The 16,508-nt window shown below is 71.0% G+C and carries 13 protein-coding genes; 5 read left to right on the plus strand and 8 right to left on the minus strand.

Annotated features, from left to right (window positions below):
- Positions 1–314: 314 nt before the first annotated feature.
- The 5 genes from ACVFI9_RS01325 to ACVFI9_RS01345 form a co-directional block, all read right to left on the minus strand.
- Positions 315–1,340: a LacI family DNA-binding transcriptional regulator gene (locus tag ACVFI9_RS01325; protein WP_474764251.1), complete on the minus strand. Its 1,026-nt coding sequence runs from the start codon at positions 1,338–1,340 to the stop codon at positions 315–317.
- Positions 1,341–1,390: 50 nt separating this feature from the next.
- Positions 1,391–2,869 carry a GH1 family beta-glucosidase gene (locus ACVFI9_RS01330; RefSeq protein ID WP_474764252.1) on the minus strand — a complete coding sequence of 493 codons (1,479 nt, stop codon included), beginning with the start codon at positions 2,867–2,869 and terminating at the stop codon, positions 1,391–1,393.
- Positions 2,866–3,792: a carbohydrate ABC transporter permease gene (locus ACVFI9_RS01335; protein WP_474764253.1), complete on the minus strand. Its 927-nt coding sequence runs from the start codon at positions 3,790–3,792 to the stop codon at positions 2,866–2,868. Before ACVFI9_RS01335 ends, ACVFI9_RS01330 begins: the two co-directional genes overlap by 4 nt.
- A gap of 2 nt (positions 3,793–3,794) precedes the next feature.
- Positions 3,795–4,772: a carbohydrate ABC transporter permease gene (locus ACVFI9_RS01340; RefSeq protein ID WP_474764254.1), complete on the minus strand. Its 978-nt coding sequence runs from the start codon at positions 4,770–4,772 to the stop codon at positions 3,795–3,797.
- A gap of 81 nt (positions 4,773–4,853) precedes the next feature.
- Complete coding sequence (locus ACVFI9_RS01345; protein ID WP_474764255.1) at positions 4,854–6,122, minus strand: ABC transporter substrate-binding protein; 1,269 nt, start codon at positions 6,120–6,122, stop codon at positions 4,854–4,856.
- Positions 6,123–6,359: 237 nt separating this feature from the next.
- Here ACVFI9_RS01345 and ACVFI9_RS01350 point away from each other — a divergent pair, with 237 nt between their 5' ends.
- The 3 genes from ACVFI9_RS01350 to ACVFI9_RS01360 all read left to right on the plus strand — a co-directional run bounded on the left by ACVFI9_RS01350 (position 6,360) and on the right by ACVFI9_RS01360 (position 9,979).
- Positions 6,360–7,166 (plus strand): M15 family metallopeptidase, encoded by an 807-nt coding sequence (locus ACVFI9_RS01350; protein ID WP_474764256.1) that lies wholly within the window; start codon positions 6,360–6,362, stop codon positions 7,164–7,166.
- Positions 7,167–7,170: 4 nt separating this feature from the next.
- A complete protein-coding gene (locus ACVFI9_RS01355; RefSeq protein WP_474764257.1) occupies positions 7,171–8,574 on the plus strand; it encodes an MFS transporter in 1,404 nt (467 codons plus the stop codon).
- 286 nt (positions 8,575–8,860) lie between these two features.
- A complete protein-coding gene (locus ACVFI9_RS01360; protein WP_474764258.1) occupies positions 8,861–9,979 on the plus strand; it encodes an amidase domain-containing protein in 1,119 nt (372 codons plus the stop codon).
- On the opposite strand, the gene ACVFI9_RS01365 is transcribed toward ACVFI9_RS01360, so the two are convergent.
- Positions 9,957–10,343: a hypothetical protein gene (locus tag ACVFI9_RS01365; RefSeq protein ID WP_474764259.1), complete on the minus strand. Its 387-nt coding sequence runs from the start codon at positions 10,341–10,343 to the stop codon at positions 9,957–9,959. The two genes, ACVFI9_RS01360 and ACVFI9_RS01365, sit on opposite strands and share 23 nt — an antisense overlap.
- 86 nt (positions 10,344–10,429) lie before the next feature.
- Here ACVFI9_RS01365 and ACVFI9_RS01370 point away from each other — a divergent pair, with 86 nt between their 5' ends.
- Both ACVFI9_RS01370 and ACVFI9_RS01375 read left to right on the plus strand, forming a co-directional pair.
- A complete protein-coding gene (locus ACVFI9_RS01370) occupies positions 10,430–12,235 on the plus strand; it encodes a glycosyltransferase (protein WP_474764260.1) in 1,806 nt (601 codons plus the stop codon).
- A complete protein-coding gene (locus tag ACVFI9_RS01375) occupies positions 12,232–13,527 on the plus strand; it encodes a glycosyltransferase (RefSeq protein ID WP_474764261.1) in 1,296 nt (431 codons plus the stop codon). Before ACVFI9_RS01370 ends, ACVFI9_RS01375 begins: the two co-directional genes overlap by 4 nt.
- Here the strand turns inward: ACVFI9_RS01375 and pgm are convergent.
- Together pgm and ACVFI9_RS01385 are read right to left on the minus strand one after the other, a co-directional pair.
- Positions 13,517–15,151 carry a phosphoglucomutase (alpha-D-glucose-1,6-bisphosphate-dependent) gene (gene pgm, locus ACVFI9_RS01380; protein ID WP_474764262.1) on the minus strand — a complete coding sequence of 545 codons (1,635 nt, stop codon included), beginning with the start codon at positions 15,149–15,151 and terminating at the stop codon, positions 13,517–13,519. The genes ACVFI9_RS01375 and pgm overlap by 11 nt on opposite strands.
- A 45-nt stretch (positions 15,152–15,196) precedes the next feature.
- Positions 15,197–16,474 carry a DUF445 domain-containing protein gene (locus ACVFI9_RS01385; protein ID WP_474764263.1) on the minus strand — a complete coding sequence of 426 codons (1,278 nt, stop codon included), beginning with the start codon at positions 16,472–16,474 and terminating at the stop codon, positions 15,197–15,199.
- Positions 16,475–16,508 lie beyond the last annotated feature (34 nt).

A 16,508-nucleotide genomic window follows, 5' to 3' on the forward strand; every position in this document is an offset into this window, starting at 1 on the left:
CGGCGCCGTCTCGAAACCCGCCGATGTTGCGACGCCGAACTCGAACGGGCGCGGATGCACGGTCGCACCGTGCATCCGCGACTTCTCGATTCAGCCCGTTCCTGAACGACCCGGACGCCGAACTCGAACGGGCCCGGATGCAGTGTCGCACCGTGCATCCGCGACTTCTCGATTCAGCCCGTTCCTGAACGACCCGGACGCCGAACTCGAACGGGCCCGGATGCAGTGTCGCACCGTGCATCCGCGACGTCTCGATTCCGCGGCACGTGCGCCGCACCCCGCGCGCCCCGGGACACGCACGACGGATGTCGCGACTACGCCGACGCGCGCCGCACGAGCCGCGTGGGCATGAGGTTGCGGTGCGGCACGTCGGCTTCGCCGGCGAGCATGCGCAGCAGCAGGTCGGCCATCTCGTAGCCCATCTGCTCCGACGGCTGGTGCACGGTCGTGAGCGGGATGGCCGACGAGGTCGCGGCTGGACTGTCGTCGAAGCCGACGACGGCGACGTCTTCTGGCACGCGGCGTCCGCGTTCACGCAGCACCGCGAGGGCGCCGGTCGCCATGAGGTCGCTCGCGACGAACAGGGCATCGAGATCGGGCACGCGGTCGAGGAGGCGGCGGGTCGCGGCCACGGCGCTCGCGACCGACCAGTCGGCGGTCTCCACCGCGTCGGCCTGCAGGCCGGCCACGGCCATGGCCCGCCGGAACCCGTCGAGCCGGTCCACCCCTGCGGGCATGTCGAGGGGGCCGGTGATCGTGCCGATGCGGCGCCGGTTGATGGCGATGAGGTGCTCGGTCGCGGTCAGCCCGCCCTCGACGTTGTCGACGTCGACGAAGATCTCGTCGTCGGATTCGTGCGAGGGCCGTCCGCCGAACACCATCGGCACCGAGTCGAACGCCTCCCACACCGCGTCGTCGCCCTCGTGGTGCGACACCACGAGGGCACCGTCGACCACGCCCGACCGCAGATAGCGCAGCGCCTTGCGCCCGGGATCGTTGCTCGCGACGAGCAGGTTCAGCAGGTACTCGCTGTCGTCGAGCCGACGCGTGATGCCCTCGACGATGGCGGCGAAGTACGGGTCGCCGAAGAACCGCGTGGTGTCCTCGGGCACGACGAGCGCGATCGCCTGGGTCGTGCGGCTCGCGAGCGAGCGGGCCGCTCGGTTGGGCACGTAGTTGAGCTTCGCGATCGCCGCGTTGACGGCCGTGACCACGTCGGGGCTCACCTTCGGCGACCCGTTCACGACGCGACTGACGGTCGCGCGCGAGACCTTCGCCTCGCGCGCGACCGCCTCGAGCGTCGGCGCCGAGGGCCGTGTGCGGACCCCACCCCCTTGCATGTCCGTCAGTCTATTTCGGTCGCGCGTCGTCGGTGGTCGTCGGCCGTCGATCAACCGTCGGATGCCGCGGGCGCGGCGGATGCCGCGGGCAGGCCGCGCTCGCGGATGACGCGCCGGTACGCCAGCCCGCTGTCCTTCACGGTGCGCTCCTGCGTGCCGTAGTCGACGTGCACGAGCCCGAAGCGCTTGTCGTAGCCCCACGCCCACTCGAAGTTGTCGAGGATCGACCAGTAGAAGTAGCCGTGCACGGGCGTGCCCTCGTCGATGGCGTCGAGGATCGACGACAGGTGCCCCAGCAGGAACTCCGTACGCTCGACGTCGTGCACCGAGCCATCCGCCGACACCTCGTCGTCGTATGCCGCGCCGTTCTCGGTGACGTACAGGCGCACCCCGGCCGGCCCCGCGTACTCGCGGTGCACCCGGCCGAGCAGCTCGCGCAGGCCGTCGGGCTCGACCTCCCAGCCCATGACCGTCTGCGGCAGTCCCTGGGAGTGGAAGTGCACGCCGTCGGCTGCTGGATACGGCGACCGCGTCGGCCGCTCGGTGGGCGCCTCGCCGCCGTGCGGCTGCGCGGGCGGCAGCGAGCTCACGAACTCGGTGTGGTAGTAGTTCACGCCGAGCGCGTCGATGGGCGTCGAGATGATCTCGAGGTCGCCGGGCTTGATGACGTCGCGGAGCCCGAGGTGCCCGACATCGGCGAGCAGGTCGCCTGCGTAGTGCCCACGGAAGATCGGGTCGAGGAAGACCCGGTTGAACTGGCCGTCGATCCGACGTGCGGCGTCGAGGTCGCCGGCGCTCGTCGCGTCCACGGGCCGGGCCACCGTGAGGTTGAGCGTGATGCCGAGCTCGAGCGACGCGTCGCGTTCGCGGAGCGCCTGCACGGCGAGGCCGTGGCCGAGCATCAGGTGATGCGCCGCCGCGAGGCCGGCCGCGACATCCTGCCGCCCCGGTGCGTGCGCCCCGCCCGTGTAGCTCAGGAACGACGAGCACCACGGCTCGTTGAGCGTCGTCCAGACCTTCACGCGGTCGCCGAGCGCGTCGTGCACGGTGAGCGCGTAGTCGCGGAATCGGAAGGCGGTGTCGCGATTCGTCCAGCCGCCCTGCTCCTCGAGGGCCTGCGGCAGGTCCCAGTGATACAGCGTGAGCCACGGCGCGATGCCGGCCTCGAGCAGCTCGTCGACCAGGCGCGAGTAGAAGTCGGTGCCCTTCGGGTTCACGGCGCCGCCGTCGGGGCGCACCCGCGCCCACGACGTCGAGAACCGGTAGGAGTCGAGGCCGAGCTCCCGCATGAGCGCGACATCGTCGCGGTAGCGGTGGTAGTGGTCGCACGCGACATCCCCGTTGTCGGCGTTGATCACGGCGCCGGGTACGCGGCTGAACACGTCCCAGATCGAGTCGGTGCGCCCGTCCTCGTGGGCGGCGCCCTCGACCTGGTAGGCCGCGGCGGCGGCGCCGAGGAGGAAGCCCTCTGGGAAGCGCCGCACGGCTGCGGTGGCGGTGGGTTCGGTGGTGGGGTGGACGATGGTCATCCCTTGACGGCTCCTTGCATGATTCCGGTGACGAGCTGCTTGCCGGCGACGACGAACAGCAGGAGGAGGGGAATGGTCGACAGCAGCACGCCCGCGAGCACGATCGAGAAGTCCACGAAGTGGTTCGACTGCAGCAGCGACAGGGCGACGGGCAGCGTGGGGTTGCTGCGGTCGAGCACGATGAACGGCCAGAAGAAGTTGTTCCAGGCCGTGACGAAGGTGAACAGTCCGAGCATGGCGGCCGCGGGGCGAGCGGCGACGACTCCGATGGTCCAGAACGTGCGGATCATGGAGGCCCCGTCGACGCGCGCGGCCTCGATGAGCTCATCGGGCACCGACTGGCGCAGGTACTGCGTCATCCAGAACACGCCGAACGCGCTCGTGATCGACGGGATGATGATCGCGCCGATGTGGCCGGTCCAGCCGAGGTCGGCGAACAGGATGTAGAGCGGCACGACGCCGAGCTGCATCGGCACGGCCATCGTCGCGACGACGAAGACGAGCAGCGGCTTCGACCCCGGGAACCTCAGCTTCGAGAACGCCCAGCCTGCGAGCGTCGAGGTGACGACGACGGATGCCGCGATCAGCGCCGAGCTGTAGATCGAGTTCCACAGCGCGGGCCAGAAGTTCACTGCCGGGTCGTTCACGACGGTCGCCGCGTTGGTCAGGAAGTTGCCGCCGGGGATCCACGACAGGTCGGGGTCGTTGATGGTGGACGCGTCGCCCGAGCCGATCAGGAACGACCAGTAGAAGGGGAAGAGCGACGCGACGAGCACGACGCCGAGCCCTGCGTAGACCCAGAAGCCGGCGCGGACGCCGCGGATGTGCCGGGTGCGCGTGCGGCTGCGGCCGCGGGTGCCGACGGGGCCGGTGCCCGGCGTTCCGCCGTCGGTCGTGACGGCGCGGGTGTCGAGTGCGGTCATGGCTATCGCCGCCCTTCGTCGCGCACGAGTCGCCTCGTCACGAGCAGGTTGATGAGTCCGATGAGCAGGATGATGAGGAACAGGATCCAGGCGAGCGCGGCCGCACGGCCGAAGTTCCACTGGCCCCAGCCGATGTCGTAGAGGTAGAGCGTGATCGTCAGCCACTGCTGCCCCGCACCGCCGCGACCGAACTGGTCGAACATCCGCGGCTCGTCGAAGATCTGCAGGCCGCCGATGGTCGAGGTGATGATCACGAAGATGAGCGTGGGCTTCAGCGATGGCAGCGTGATGCTGGAGAACTGGCGCAAGGGGCCGGCGCCGTCGACGGTGGCGGCTTCGTAGTAGTCGCGCGGGATCGCCTGCATGGCGGCGAGCAGGATGAGCGTGTTGTAGCCCGTCCAGCGGAAGTTCACCATGGTCGCGATCGCGACGTGGCTCCAGAACGGGTCCTTGTGCCAGGGGATGGGCTCCATGCCGAGGTTCGTGATGACGTTGTTCACGAGGCCGTGGTTGTCGCCGAACATGTTGCTGAAGATCAGGGCGACGGCGACGGGTGCCATGACGAAGGGCACCAGCACGCCCATGCGCCAGAAGGTCTTGGCGCGGATGTTGCGGTCGAGCATCGCGGCGATGAACACCGCGGCGATCAGCTGCGGCACGCTCGAGAGCAGGAAGATGCTGAACGTGTTGCGCAGCGCGGTCCAGAAGTGCGGCTGGCCGAGGATCCAGAGGTACTGGTCGAACCCGATGAACTCGCCCGAGTTGCGCACGAGATCCCAGTCCATGAACGAGATGACGGCGGTGAACGCGATCGGGAAGAGCCCGACGATCGCGAACATGAGGAAGAACGGCGAGATGTAGAGGTAGGGCGAGATCTTGAGGTCCCAGCGGCTGAGGCGCTGGCTGAACGAGATGACGCGCGGCGCCCGCGGTGGGCGGCTCGTCGGTGGCGCCGTCGGGCGCGTCACGGTGGCGGTCACGGATGCTCCTGGGTTCGCGTCGGGTCGGATGACTCGGGGTGGACGTGCGGGCCGCGCTGGGGCGCGGCCCGCACGAACGGATCAGAAGGCGCTGACCTCGGTGACCCAGGTGTTCCACGAGGTCTTCTGGTCCTCGACGCCGTCGAAGACGCGCGTGACCGCGTTCTGGAGTGCGTCGTGGAACTGGAAGAACTTCGGTCCCTTGAAGGTGGCGACCGTCACGGCCTCGGCACGGGCGATGCCGATCTCACCGGTGGGGGCGTTGTTGAAGTACTCGTTGGTGAAGCCCGTGAGGTCCTCGTTCTCGTAGGCCTCGGACTGGCTCGGGAAGGTGCCCGCGTTCTCGAACGCCTTGATCTGCTGCTCGGGGGCGGTCAGCCAGTCGGCGAGCTTGAGCGCCTCCTCGACGTGCTTGCCGTTGGCCGGAACGGTCAGGTACGAGCCGCCCCAGTTGCCGCCGCCGCCGGGGAAGACGTCGGCGATGTCCCAGCCGGTGACCTCGGGGGCGTTGCCCGAGATGACGCCGTGCATCCAGCCCGGGCAGAGCATCGCGGCGAACTCGCCGTTGGCCATCGACGCGAACCAGTCGTCGCTCCACTGTCCGGCGTACGCCGAGATGGGCACCGCGCGCTCGACGACGGTGTTGTAGGCGTCCTCGATGTCGGCGTTCTCGGTCGCGACGATGGTGCCGTCGGGCTCCTCGTACGCGGTCTCGAGCTGGTTCACGATGCCCTGCAGCACCGAGTTGGCCGAGTCGATGAAGGGCTTGCCCGTCGCGGCCTTGTACTGGTCGGCGACGGCGAAGAAGTTGTCCCAGTCGCCCTCGAGGAGTGCGGCGACCTCGGCGCGGTCGGTCGGCAGGCCGGCTGCCGCGAAGAGGTCGGAGCGGTAGCAGACGCCCTGCGGGCCGATGTCGGTGCCGAAGCCGACGAGGCGACCGTCGGCGTCGGTGGCGGCGGCCTCCTTCCAGTCGAGCCAGCGGCCCTTGGCGCTGTCGGGCACCTCGGCGAGGAGGTCGGCGTACTCCATGGCCTCGGTGAACCAGTCGACCTCGACGGCCTCGATGTCGGCGAGGCCCTCCTTGCCGAGCTTCTGGAAGTAGTTGGCGCGGGCGTCGTTCGAGGTCGCGGCCCGGTTGTGCACGATGGTGACGTTCGGGTTCTCGTCCATGTACTCCTGGAGGAGTTCATCGGAGTAGCCGAAGTCGTTGAACGTCGCGATGGACAGCTCGACCTTGCCGCCGTCCTCGGCATCGGCCGACGGCGCGCAGCCGCTGGCGAGAAGGGCGATGGATGCGGCGCCGGCTACTGCCGCGATCGCCGTGGTGCGTCGTGAAAGTTTCACGGTCACTCCCTTGTGTGCGTGGTGTCGGAATGGTCACGTGAGGACGCGCTCCACCCTGTTGGTGAGAGCGCTCTCACGATGCACGGCGATGCTAGCGGGCGCTGAACAGCCCTGTCAAGAGAGCGCTCTCACGATCTGGCGCGGCGGTGGCGGGGTGACGGATGCCCCGAGCCGGCCGGGTCTCCGGGACTCCGCGCAGCTCGTCCTGCTGCCCGTCGGGAAGGTCCGGCGTACACTCGTACGGTGTCCGCGAGCGAGCATCGAGATCCATCCGATCGCGTGAGGCAGAACCGCCGCCTCGCGATCGCGATCTCGTTGAGCCTCGTGCTCGTCGCGGTCAGCGCCGTCGTGGTCGGCATCGTCGCGGGAGCCGCACCCGACGACCGCCCGGCCGACGCGGCCACCGAGACCCCGACCGTTCGGCCCGAACCTGCCGCACCGAGCCCGCCGCCCGTGACGATCGACACGTTCGACCGGGCCGCCCACTCGATCGACGATCCCGCGAGCATCTGGGTCGTGGTCAACAAGCTGCGTCCGCTCAATCCGCAGGACTTCGAGCCCGGAGACCTCGTCGAGGTTCCGGTCGAGCACACGAACGAGCCGCTGCTCCGGCAGGAGGCATCCGACGCCGTGGTCGCGATGTTCCGGGCCGCGCTCGACGAAGCCGACCTCGAACTCGCCTCGAACAGCGCCTACCGCTCGTACTCCGCGCAGGAGAGCGTGTACGACGGCGACGACCTCACGACCGCGCGGCCCGGGTTCAGCGAGCACCAGACCGGCCTCACCATCGACATCGGCGCGCTCTCGGGGGAGTGCTCGCTCGAGGAGTGCTTCGGTGAGACGCCGGAGGGCATCTGGCTGCGCGACAACGCGTGGCGGTTCGGGTTCATCCTCCGCTACCCGGCCGACCAGACGCCCGTCACCGGCTACTCCTTCGAGCCGTGGCACTTCCGGTACGTCGGCACGGAGCTCGCCGCCGAGATGCGCGAGACCGGCGTGCCCACGCTCGAGCAGTTCTTCGGCCTTCCGCCGGCGCCCGACTACGAGTGATGCGATGACCGAGCAGCGGGTCCAGCGGAGGCCGCGAACCGAGCAGGTTCCCCGGCGCGGCGTCTCGCTCGCCGTCCTCATCGTCAACCAGCTGCTCGCCGGCGTCGGCGTGGCATCCGGCATCACCGTCGCCGCCCTCCTCGTCGCCGACCTCACGGGCGTCGAGGCCCTCGGCGGCCTGGCCCAGTCGGCGAGCGTGCTCGGCGCCGCCATCGTTGCCGTGCCGCTGGCGCGCCTGGCCGTTCGAGCCGGCCGCCACGTCGCCCTCGCGACCGGGTACGCCTTCGCCCTCACGGGGGCGGTGCTCGTCATCGTCGCCGCGACGACGGGGTGGGTGCCCCTCGTGTTCCTGGGACTCGCGGCCTTCGGCGCCGGCGCGGCATCGGGTCTGCAGGCGCGGTTCGCCGCCACCGAGGTCGCGGCGCCCGGCTTCGAGGCGCGCGCCATGTCGCTGGTGCTGTGGGCGACGACGCTCGGATCGGTCGCCGGCCCGCTCCTGGCCGAGCTCGGCGAGACCGTCGGCCGCATGGTCGGGCTGCCGCAGCTCGTCGGCTCGTTCCTGTTCTCTGGAGCGGCGTTCGCGCTGTCGACCATCCTCATCGGCACCCTGCTCCGGATCCCGCGCGCCGGTCACCTGGCGACCGACGAACAGCCGGTCGCTGAGCCTGTCGAAGGGCCGTTCCCCGAGTCGGCCCCTGAGCCGGTCGACGGGCCGGTCGACGGGCCCGTCGAAGGGCGGAGACCCGAGGCATCCGCGCCCCCGTCGACGAGCTCAGGGGGCGATACTCGCTCGGGGAGCGACGTCCGCGTCGGCGCCTGGCAGGCCCTCCGCACCGCCGTGCGGAACCCGACGGCGCTCGTCGCGATCCTCGCGATCGTGTGCTCGCACACCGTCATGGTCGGCGTCATGGTCATGACGCCCATCCACATGACCCAGCACGGACTCTCGCTCGCGCTCGTCGGCGTCGTCATCAGCATCCACATCCTCGGCATGTACGGCGCGAGCCCGCTCATGGGCTGGCTCGTCGACCGCGTCGGCTCCACCCGGGTCATCGCCATCGGCGTCGCGATCCTCCTGACCGCCACGGTCATCGGCATCGTGGCCCCGGGCGACGACGTCGTGCTCGTGCCGCTCGCCCTCGGCCTGCTCGGACTCGGGTGGTCGGCCGGGCTCATCGGCGGTTCCACGCTCCTCACGACCACGGTCGACGAGCACCTGCGGGTGCCGTTGCAGGGAGCGACGGATGCCGCGATGAACGTGGCCGCCGCGGCATCCGCAGCCCTCTCGGGGCTGGTGCTCGGCATCGTCGGCTTCCCGGGCGTCAACGTGGTGGCCATCATCGTGCTGGTGCCCCTCGTGGTCGCGGGCCTGCGCCTCACGATGGCGGGCCGGCGCGCCTCCGCCTGACCGCGGCGAGTGGACCGGCTCGCCGGCGAGCCGTGAACGCGCTCCCACGCTCCTCCCAGCCACCGCGAGGGAACCTCACAAACTCGCGTGATGAGCTTCCGTGTCCCCCTTTCTGCCGACACGGAATCCCCTCACTGTGCCCCAAACCCCCGAATTCCCTGACTTCCCCCTGCGCCGACGCGCCACCTTCCGCTTTCTCCGACCCCGTTCCGAGGCCTCGCCGACCCCCGAAAGCGAGAGCGTCGCGGCCGACGTCCCTGCTCCCGCGGCGGTGATTCCCGACGCGATGACCGAGCAGGTCGAGCAGCAGGTGCTCGTGCAGCCGCGGCATCCGCGCCATCGCGCCGAGCGGGTGCGCAACCGTCGTGCCGGTGCGCGCCGCACGGTCGCCGTCGGCTCCGCAACCGCGATCCTGGCCCTCAGCGTCTTCGGCGCCGTCGCGGCCTCCGCCGGCGACCATCGCGATGCGGCGGCCGCCTCTCCCGCCACCGGCTCGACCCCGCCCGGCCCCGGCGCGTCGAGCGCACCGGCGGAGGACACCATCGACGCCAGCCGGGTCGACGACGGTCCCGTCGTGACGAGCGACCTCTCGCTCGCGGCGGCCCCCTTCACGGGCGGGACGCAGGTCACCGTCACGGGCGAGCAGCTCGACGAAGTGGCCACGGTCGTGGTCGGCGGCACGCCCGCGACGATCATCGCGGCCGACGCCGGACAGCTGACGTTCGCGGTTCCCTCCGTGCCCGACACGGCACTCGGCACCGCCGCCGAGGTGCAGTTCGCGGATGCCGCGGGCCAGCCGGTCGAGGCCGAGGCCCCTGGCACCGTCGTCGCGGCAGGCACCTCGGTGGTGCAGCCGCTCGTGGGCGAACTCACGGGCGCCGCGGAGCCCGAGATCCCCACGGAGCCCCGCACGCTCACCCTCACCTACACGAGCGACCCCGGCATCGACGCCCAGGTCGGGTACGTGCTGGCCTACTGGAGCAGCTACAACTCGGCCGTGTATCCGGTCATCAGCGGGTACGACTGCGCGAACTTCGCGAGCCAGTCGCTCATCGCGCGCGGCTGGACGATGGACGCGGGCTGGTACCTCGACCTCGGCACCGGCGCGATGTCGCCGAGCTGGTCGAGTTCGACCGCCCTGCGCGACTACCTGTACTCGCGGCCCGATCGGGCGACCGAGCTCGGCGACGCGCAGCGCGACCTCGTGAAGGTCGGCGACATCGCCCAGTTCGACTGGGACTCGTCGGGCGACCGCGACCACACCGCCGTCGTGACCCGCGTCGAGCGCACCGCGACCGGCACGAAGGTCTGGGTCGGCGGCCACACCAAGGACGCCGACTTCTGGGACGTCGACACGGCGCTCGCCACGGGCGGCGGCTCGGTCACGTACTTCTCGATCCGCTGAGCTCGCCCATCTTTCGGTGGATGGATCCCACGGACTGAGCACGTAATGTCCAGCACGTACGCCGCAGTTGCGGCGTTGCCGGGCACCATCGAGGAGGCGCACCGTGGGAGTCCAGACCGCACTCGACGCCGTCATGGCCGCACCGTCCTTGGTCGACGCCATGCGACTCGCCGACGACCTGGCCTTCGAGGCCGGCCGAGATCCCGGCGTCCGCACGCTCCGGGTCCTCGGCCAGGCACTCCGTGGCGCCGACGACCTGGCCGCGATCGCGGCGACCCATGCGCTCGCCGAGGTGTTCGACGGCGAGTCCGGCCGGATGCTCGTCGGCCTGCTGTCCGATGAACGTCCCTTCCTTCGCGAACACGCGGCCTGGGCACTCGGCTCAGGCCTTCCCCGCGCGGACGCGATGGCCGCACTCCTCGGAATGGTGATCGACGGGGCTTCACGGGCATGCTGGCGCAGCGCACGCTCGAGCGGTGGTCCGGCGCGATGGCCGAGCACCTCGTCGTCGGCGTCGAGGGCGCACTCCTCGGCGTCGCCGCACCCGACGCGCGGGCCCGGCTCGTCGAGACCCTCGGGCTCGTGCGGCACTCCCTCGCCGCCGCACCCCTGCTGCGGCTGGCCGCGGACACCGCCGAACCCGACGTCGTCCGGATCGCCGCGATGTCCGCGATCGGGCAGTGCCCACCCGACGAGCGCGTCGTCGACCTGCTCGAGCACGCCGCGCGCGGCGACGATCCGCTCGGCGATGTCGCGCGCCTGGCCCTCGTCGACCTCGCCGCGCCGAGCACCCCCGAGCCCGGCGGCAGTCGCGGGCTCACGATCGCCCAGCTCTTCCTGCACGCCGACATCGATCCTGAGCTGACGTCCGCGGGGTCGGGTGACAACGGGGGCATCGCGACGCTCCTCGTGCGGCTCGGGGACGCCCTCGCGCGGGAGGACGCGACCGGCGTGCAACGCGTCATCACGCTGTCACGCGGGTCGGTGCTCGAGGCCGCCGCCGATCTCCCCGCGATCCGCGAGGCCGACCACGGGCATGTCTACGGCCGGATTCCGCTCCTCCGCGACCCGATGCCGTCGGCCGCGGCGTGGCCGCTGCGGGTGCCGGCACACCGCGGCATCCGACGGATCCTCCGCGCGGCCGGACGCGTCGACGTGCTGCACCTGCGGATGGCCGATGTCGGCAGCCTGGCGGCGGCGGACGTCGCGCGGGAGCTCGGCATCCCGGTCGTCTTCACCGTGGCCCCCGACCCGCACGCGGTCATCGAATCCCTCGATCGGTCCGGCGCGCTCACGCGATCGTCGTTCGGCCGGATGGACCTCGCCGAGCACTTCTGGTTCCGCACGCGTCTCGTGCAGAACCTCGCCGCCAACTCCGCGCACACGGTGTTCTTCCCGAGGCCGAGCCTCGCGCAGGATATGCGGCGACTCGTCGGCATCGACCTCACCGCTCGCGCCGAGCGTCACACGATCGTGCCGGAAGGTGTCGACCTCGACACCATCGACCACGCGATCGCCGAAGCCTCGGCGCACGCTCGCGGCGACCAGCCCGGGTCCGCGCTGTGCGAACTGCGCGAACTGGTGGGATCGCTCGCGCCCGATCGTCGCGGTCTGCCGCTCATCGTGAGCGTCGGGCGACTGCACCGGGTGAAGGGCATGGCGACGCTCGTGGAGGCGTGGTCGAGAGAGCCCCTTGCCCGGCGCGCGAACCTGCTCCTGATCGGAGGCGACCTCGACCGCCCGTCACTCGACGAGCGCGAGCAGCTCGACCGCATCGAGGCCGTCGTCCCCGAGTCCGAGCGGGCACGGGCAGGGCTCCTCCTGCCGGGGCATCGGCCGAACGGGACCACCGCGCGCTGGATCGCCGCGGCACGGTTCGGGCTTCCGGGGCTCGCCGCCCCCGGCGGGGTCTACGCGTGTGCGAGCATCAAGGAGGAATTCGGGATCGCGTTGCTCGAGGCGATGGCGACCGGACTCTTCGTCGTCGCGCCCGACGGCGGTGGCCCGGCCACGTACGTCGAGCACGGGTCGACCGGGTTGCTCGCGCCGACGTGGGACGTGTCCCGACTCCGCGACGCGCTCGACGCGGCCCTGTCGGCGGCGGCCGGACGCGAGGGTGAACGGGCCGAGCGGTCGCGCACGATGGTGCGCGATCGCTTCACCATCCAACGGATGTCGGCCGCCCTCGGCGAGGTGTACCGCGGGGTGGCGCTCGACGAGGCGGCCCTGCTCGAGCAGCTGGACGTCGCGCGATGACCCTCCTCGTCATCAGCCCCGACTACGCCTCGCACCTGTTGCCGCTGGCGACGCTGGCGACCGCCTGGCGAGACCGGGGTGAGCGCGTGGTCGTGGCGGGTGGGCCGGCGACGGCCGACCTCGTCGCCCGATTCGGGTTCGAGCGCCGCGAACTCCAGCTCGGGCGGGGCTCGAACCCGGGAGTCATCAGTGCCGAGCAGCAGCGCGCCGACGAGCGCGCTTCGCTCCTGGGCTTCTTCGAGGCGACCCGCCTCGGCGCCGTGCCGACGCTGAGGTACCAGGCCGAGGAGCGGCTCACCGATCTCATGTGGCGGCCCGTGGAGGCCGCGCGCACGACGCAGCGCATCGTCGACGACGTATCGCCGGACGAGATCCTCGTGGATCACCTCGCCTTCAGCGCACGACTGGGCCTCGGCGCCGCCGGCGTCCCCTACGCCGACGTCGTGCTGGGCCATCCGTCGGCACTCCCGATCGGCGACGAGGTCTACGGGTATCCGTCAGCGTGGCCGCGTGCGTTCCGTCCGCCGGCCGACGATCTCGAGGAGCTCCGCCGGTTGTGCCAGCGGGTGTCGGCACGCTTCACCGAGGAATGGAACCGGGCCGCGCGGGAGCTCCGACCCGACCTGCCGCCGAGCGCCGACGCGTTCGCCGAGCACGGTCCGACCGTGCTCTACAACTCCCCCGAGGAGCTCGTCGACGAGGGTCGCCGTGGCCTGCTGCCGCCGCATCGCTTCCTGGGTTCGACGAGGCGGACCGAGCCGGTCGACGCGCACGTCGAGACCTGGTTGTCGACGCCTGGCCCATTCGTCTACGTGAGCTTCGGGAGCTTCCTCTCGGTGCGCGGCGATGTGCTCCGACGGGTGGCCGACGCGCTCCGTGCGCTCGACGTCCGCGCGGCCATCGCGACGGGGTCGACGGATGCCGCCGAACTCGGCCCGGTGCCCTCGGGCTGGCTGGTGCAGGGGTACCTGCCGCAGGTGCGCCTGCTCGGTGCGGCCGCCGCCGCCGTGACCCACGGCGGCAACAACTCCGTCACCGAGTCGCTCGGCTCGGGGGTGCCGCTCGTGGTGCTGCCGTTCTCGACCGACCAGTTCGAGGGTGCCGCCGCTGTCGAGCGGAGCGGCTTCGGCGTCGCGCTCGATCCGAACGCGGCATCCGCCGATGAGCTGGCGGGTGCCATCGAGCGGGTGCTCGGGCTCGATGCCCCGACGAGGGCCCGGCTGGGGTCCGTCGCCGCCCGTCAGGCCGCGATGCCCGGTCCCGAGCTGGCGTTCGCCGCGCTCAGGGCGTGACTCCGAGCGCCTCACCCACGACGCGCTTGGCCTCGGCCTGCACCTTCGCCAGGTGCTCCGGGCCCTTGAACGACTCGGCGTAGATCTTGTAGACGTCCTCGGTGCCGCTCGGGCGCGCCGCGAACCAGGCGTCGGCGGTCGCCACCTTCACGCCCCCGATGGCCGCCTCGTTGCCGGGCGCGTGCGAGAGCTTCGCGGTGATGGGCTCCCCGGCGAGCTCGGTCGCCCCGATCTCGTCGGCCGTGAGCCTGCCGAGGGCCGCCTTCTGCGCTGGAGTGGCCGCGGCATCCGTTCGCTCGTAGGCCGGGTCGCCGAAGCGCTCGACCAGCTCGCGGTACAGCTCGGACGGCGACGAGCCCGTGACGGCGCGGATCTCGGAGGCGAGCAGGCACAGCAGGATGCCGTCCTTGTCGGTGGTCCACACCGTGCCGTCGAAGCGCAGGAACGACGCCCCGGCGCTCTCCTCGCCGCCGAACCCGACCGAGCCGTCGACGAGGCCGGGCACGAACCACTTGAATCCGACCGGCACCTCCCAGAGCCGTCGGCCGAGGTGGTCGGCGACGCGGTCGATCATCGAGCTCGAGACGAGGGTCTTGCCGATCGCGGCATCCGACCGCCAACCGGGCCGATGCGTGAACAGGTACTGGATCGCGACCGCGAGGTAGTGGTTCGGGTTCATGAGCCCGCCGTCGGGGGTCACGATGCCGTGCCGGTCGGCGTCGGCGTCATTGCCGGTCAGGATGTCGTAGTCGCCCGCATGGCGGAGCACCGACGCCATGGCGTGGGGGCTCGACGGGTCCATGCGGATCTTCCCGTCCCAGTCGAGCGTCATGAACGACCACGTCGGGTCGACGAGCTCGTTCACGACGGTGAGGTCGAGGTCGTAGCGGTCGCGAATGGCGTCCCAGTAGTGCACGGATGCCCCGCCGAGCGGGTCTGCGCCGATGCGGATCCGCGATCGGCGGATCGCCTCGAAGTCGATGATGTCGGCGAGGTCGTCGACGTAGTTGCCGCGGAAGTCGTAGGTCTCGACGCCGCTCGGCTCGGCCTGGTTGACCTCGTGCAGGCCGCCCGCGATGAGCTCGTTCGCCCGATTCGCGATCCAGCTCGTGGCATCCGAGTCGGCCGGTCCGCCGTGCGGCGGGTTGTACTTGATGCCGCCGTCCTGCGGCGGATTGTGGCTCGGCGTGATGATGATGCCGTCGGCCTCGCCCTCGGCCCGCTTCGCCGGATCGTTGTTCCACTTCAAGATGGCGTGGCTCAGGGCGGGCGTCGGCACGTAGTCGTCGAACTCGTCGGCGAGCGCGCGCACGCCGTTGCCGACGAGCACGTCGAGTGCGGTGGTGAGCGCCGGCGCGCTGAGGCCGTGCGTGTCGGCGCCGATGAAGAGCGGCCCCGTGATGCCCTGCGCCGTGCGGTAGTCGACCACGGCCTGCGTGACGGCGAGGATGTGGTCCTCGTTGAAGCTCGTCGTGAACGACGATCCGCGGTGCCCCGAGGTGCCGAACACGACCCGCTGCTCGGGCACCGAGGCATCCGGTTTCCGCTCGTAGTAGGCCCTGACGAGGGCCTCCACGTCGATGAGGTCGGACTCGGTCGCCGGGGTTCCCGCTCGCTCGTGCATGTCGACCAGTCTGCCCCGCCGTCGTTCTGCGCGACACCCCGGCGGTCAGAGGAGGGCGTGCAGGCCGGATGCCACGGTGTAGATCAGGAGCCCGGCGAGCGCGCCCACCACGGTGCCGTTGATGCGGATGAACTGCAGGTCGCGTCCCACCTGCAGCTCGAGCTTCTCGGTCGTCTCGCGCGGATCCCAGCGTTCGACCGTCTCGGTGATCACCCCGGCGATCTCGTGGCGGTAGCTGCGCACGAGGTACTCCGCGGCATCCGTCACCCACTCGTCCACCTTGGCGGCGAGCTCCTCGTCGTTCGTCAGCCGGGTGCCGACCTCGATGAGCGCCTGCCGCACGCCCTGCCGAAGCTCGCTCTCGGGGTCGGCGAGCGCCGTCTCGAGGGTCGCCTTGATGCTCGCCCACGCCTCGCCGGCGAACTCGCGCACGCGCGGGCTCTCGAGCAGGTCGGCCTTCAACTGCTCGACGCGAGCGATCGTCTCGGGGTCGTTCTGCAGGTCGTCGGTGAGGTCGGTGAGCCAATCGTCGATGGCCTCGCGCAGCGGATGCCCCGGGTCCTCGCGCACCGCGCGCACGAACGCGAGCACCTCGCGGTACGCGCGATCGTCGACGATGCCGCCGACGAAGCCGGGCACCCACTTCGGCAGGCGGGCGGAGACCATGTTGCCGAACGACTGGGGATGCGCCTCGAGCCATCCCTCGGCCTTCTCGAACACCGTCTCGATCGCCGCCCGATGCTGCCCGGCCTCGACGAGCCGGGTGCCGATGCGGCCGATCGCCGGCGACCACTCGGGCTCGAAGAGGTGCCGGCGGGCGAGCTTGTCGATGACGTCCTCGACGTCGTCGTCGCCGAGCAGCGCGAGGATGCTCCGGCCGGCCACCGCGGTCTCCGCCGTGAGCCGGTCGGCGTACTGGGGCGTCGCGAGCCATTCGCCGAGCCGTCGCCCGATCTGCATCGAGCGGAGCTTGCCGAGCACGACCTCGTCGGAGAGGAACTCGTTCTCGACGAACGCGCCGAGGCTCGCGCCGATCTCGTTCTTGCGCCTCGGGATGATCGCGGTGTGGGGGATGGGGATGCCGAGCGGATGCCGGAACAACGCGGTCACCGCGAACCAGTCGGCGATCGCGCCGACCATCGCCCCCTCGGATGCCGCGCGCACGTAGGCGAGCCACGGGATCTCGTCCTGCAGGGCGAACGACACGGCGAACACGACGGCAGCCCCGAGCAGCAACCCGATCGCCACGCGCTTCATGCGCTGCAGCCCGGCCAGCCGCTCGGCGTCGGTCGGCACCGTGCGGCGATCCTCGATGGTCGTCATCGCCCCTCCTCACGTGGGGGTTCCTCCAGCATCG

It is taken from the genome of Agromyces sp. NSFZ (genome assembly GCF_056156205.1).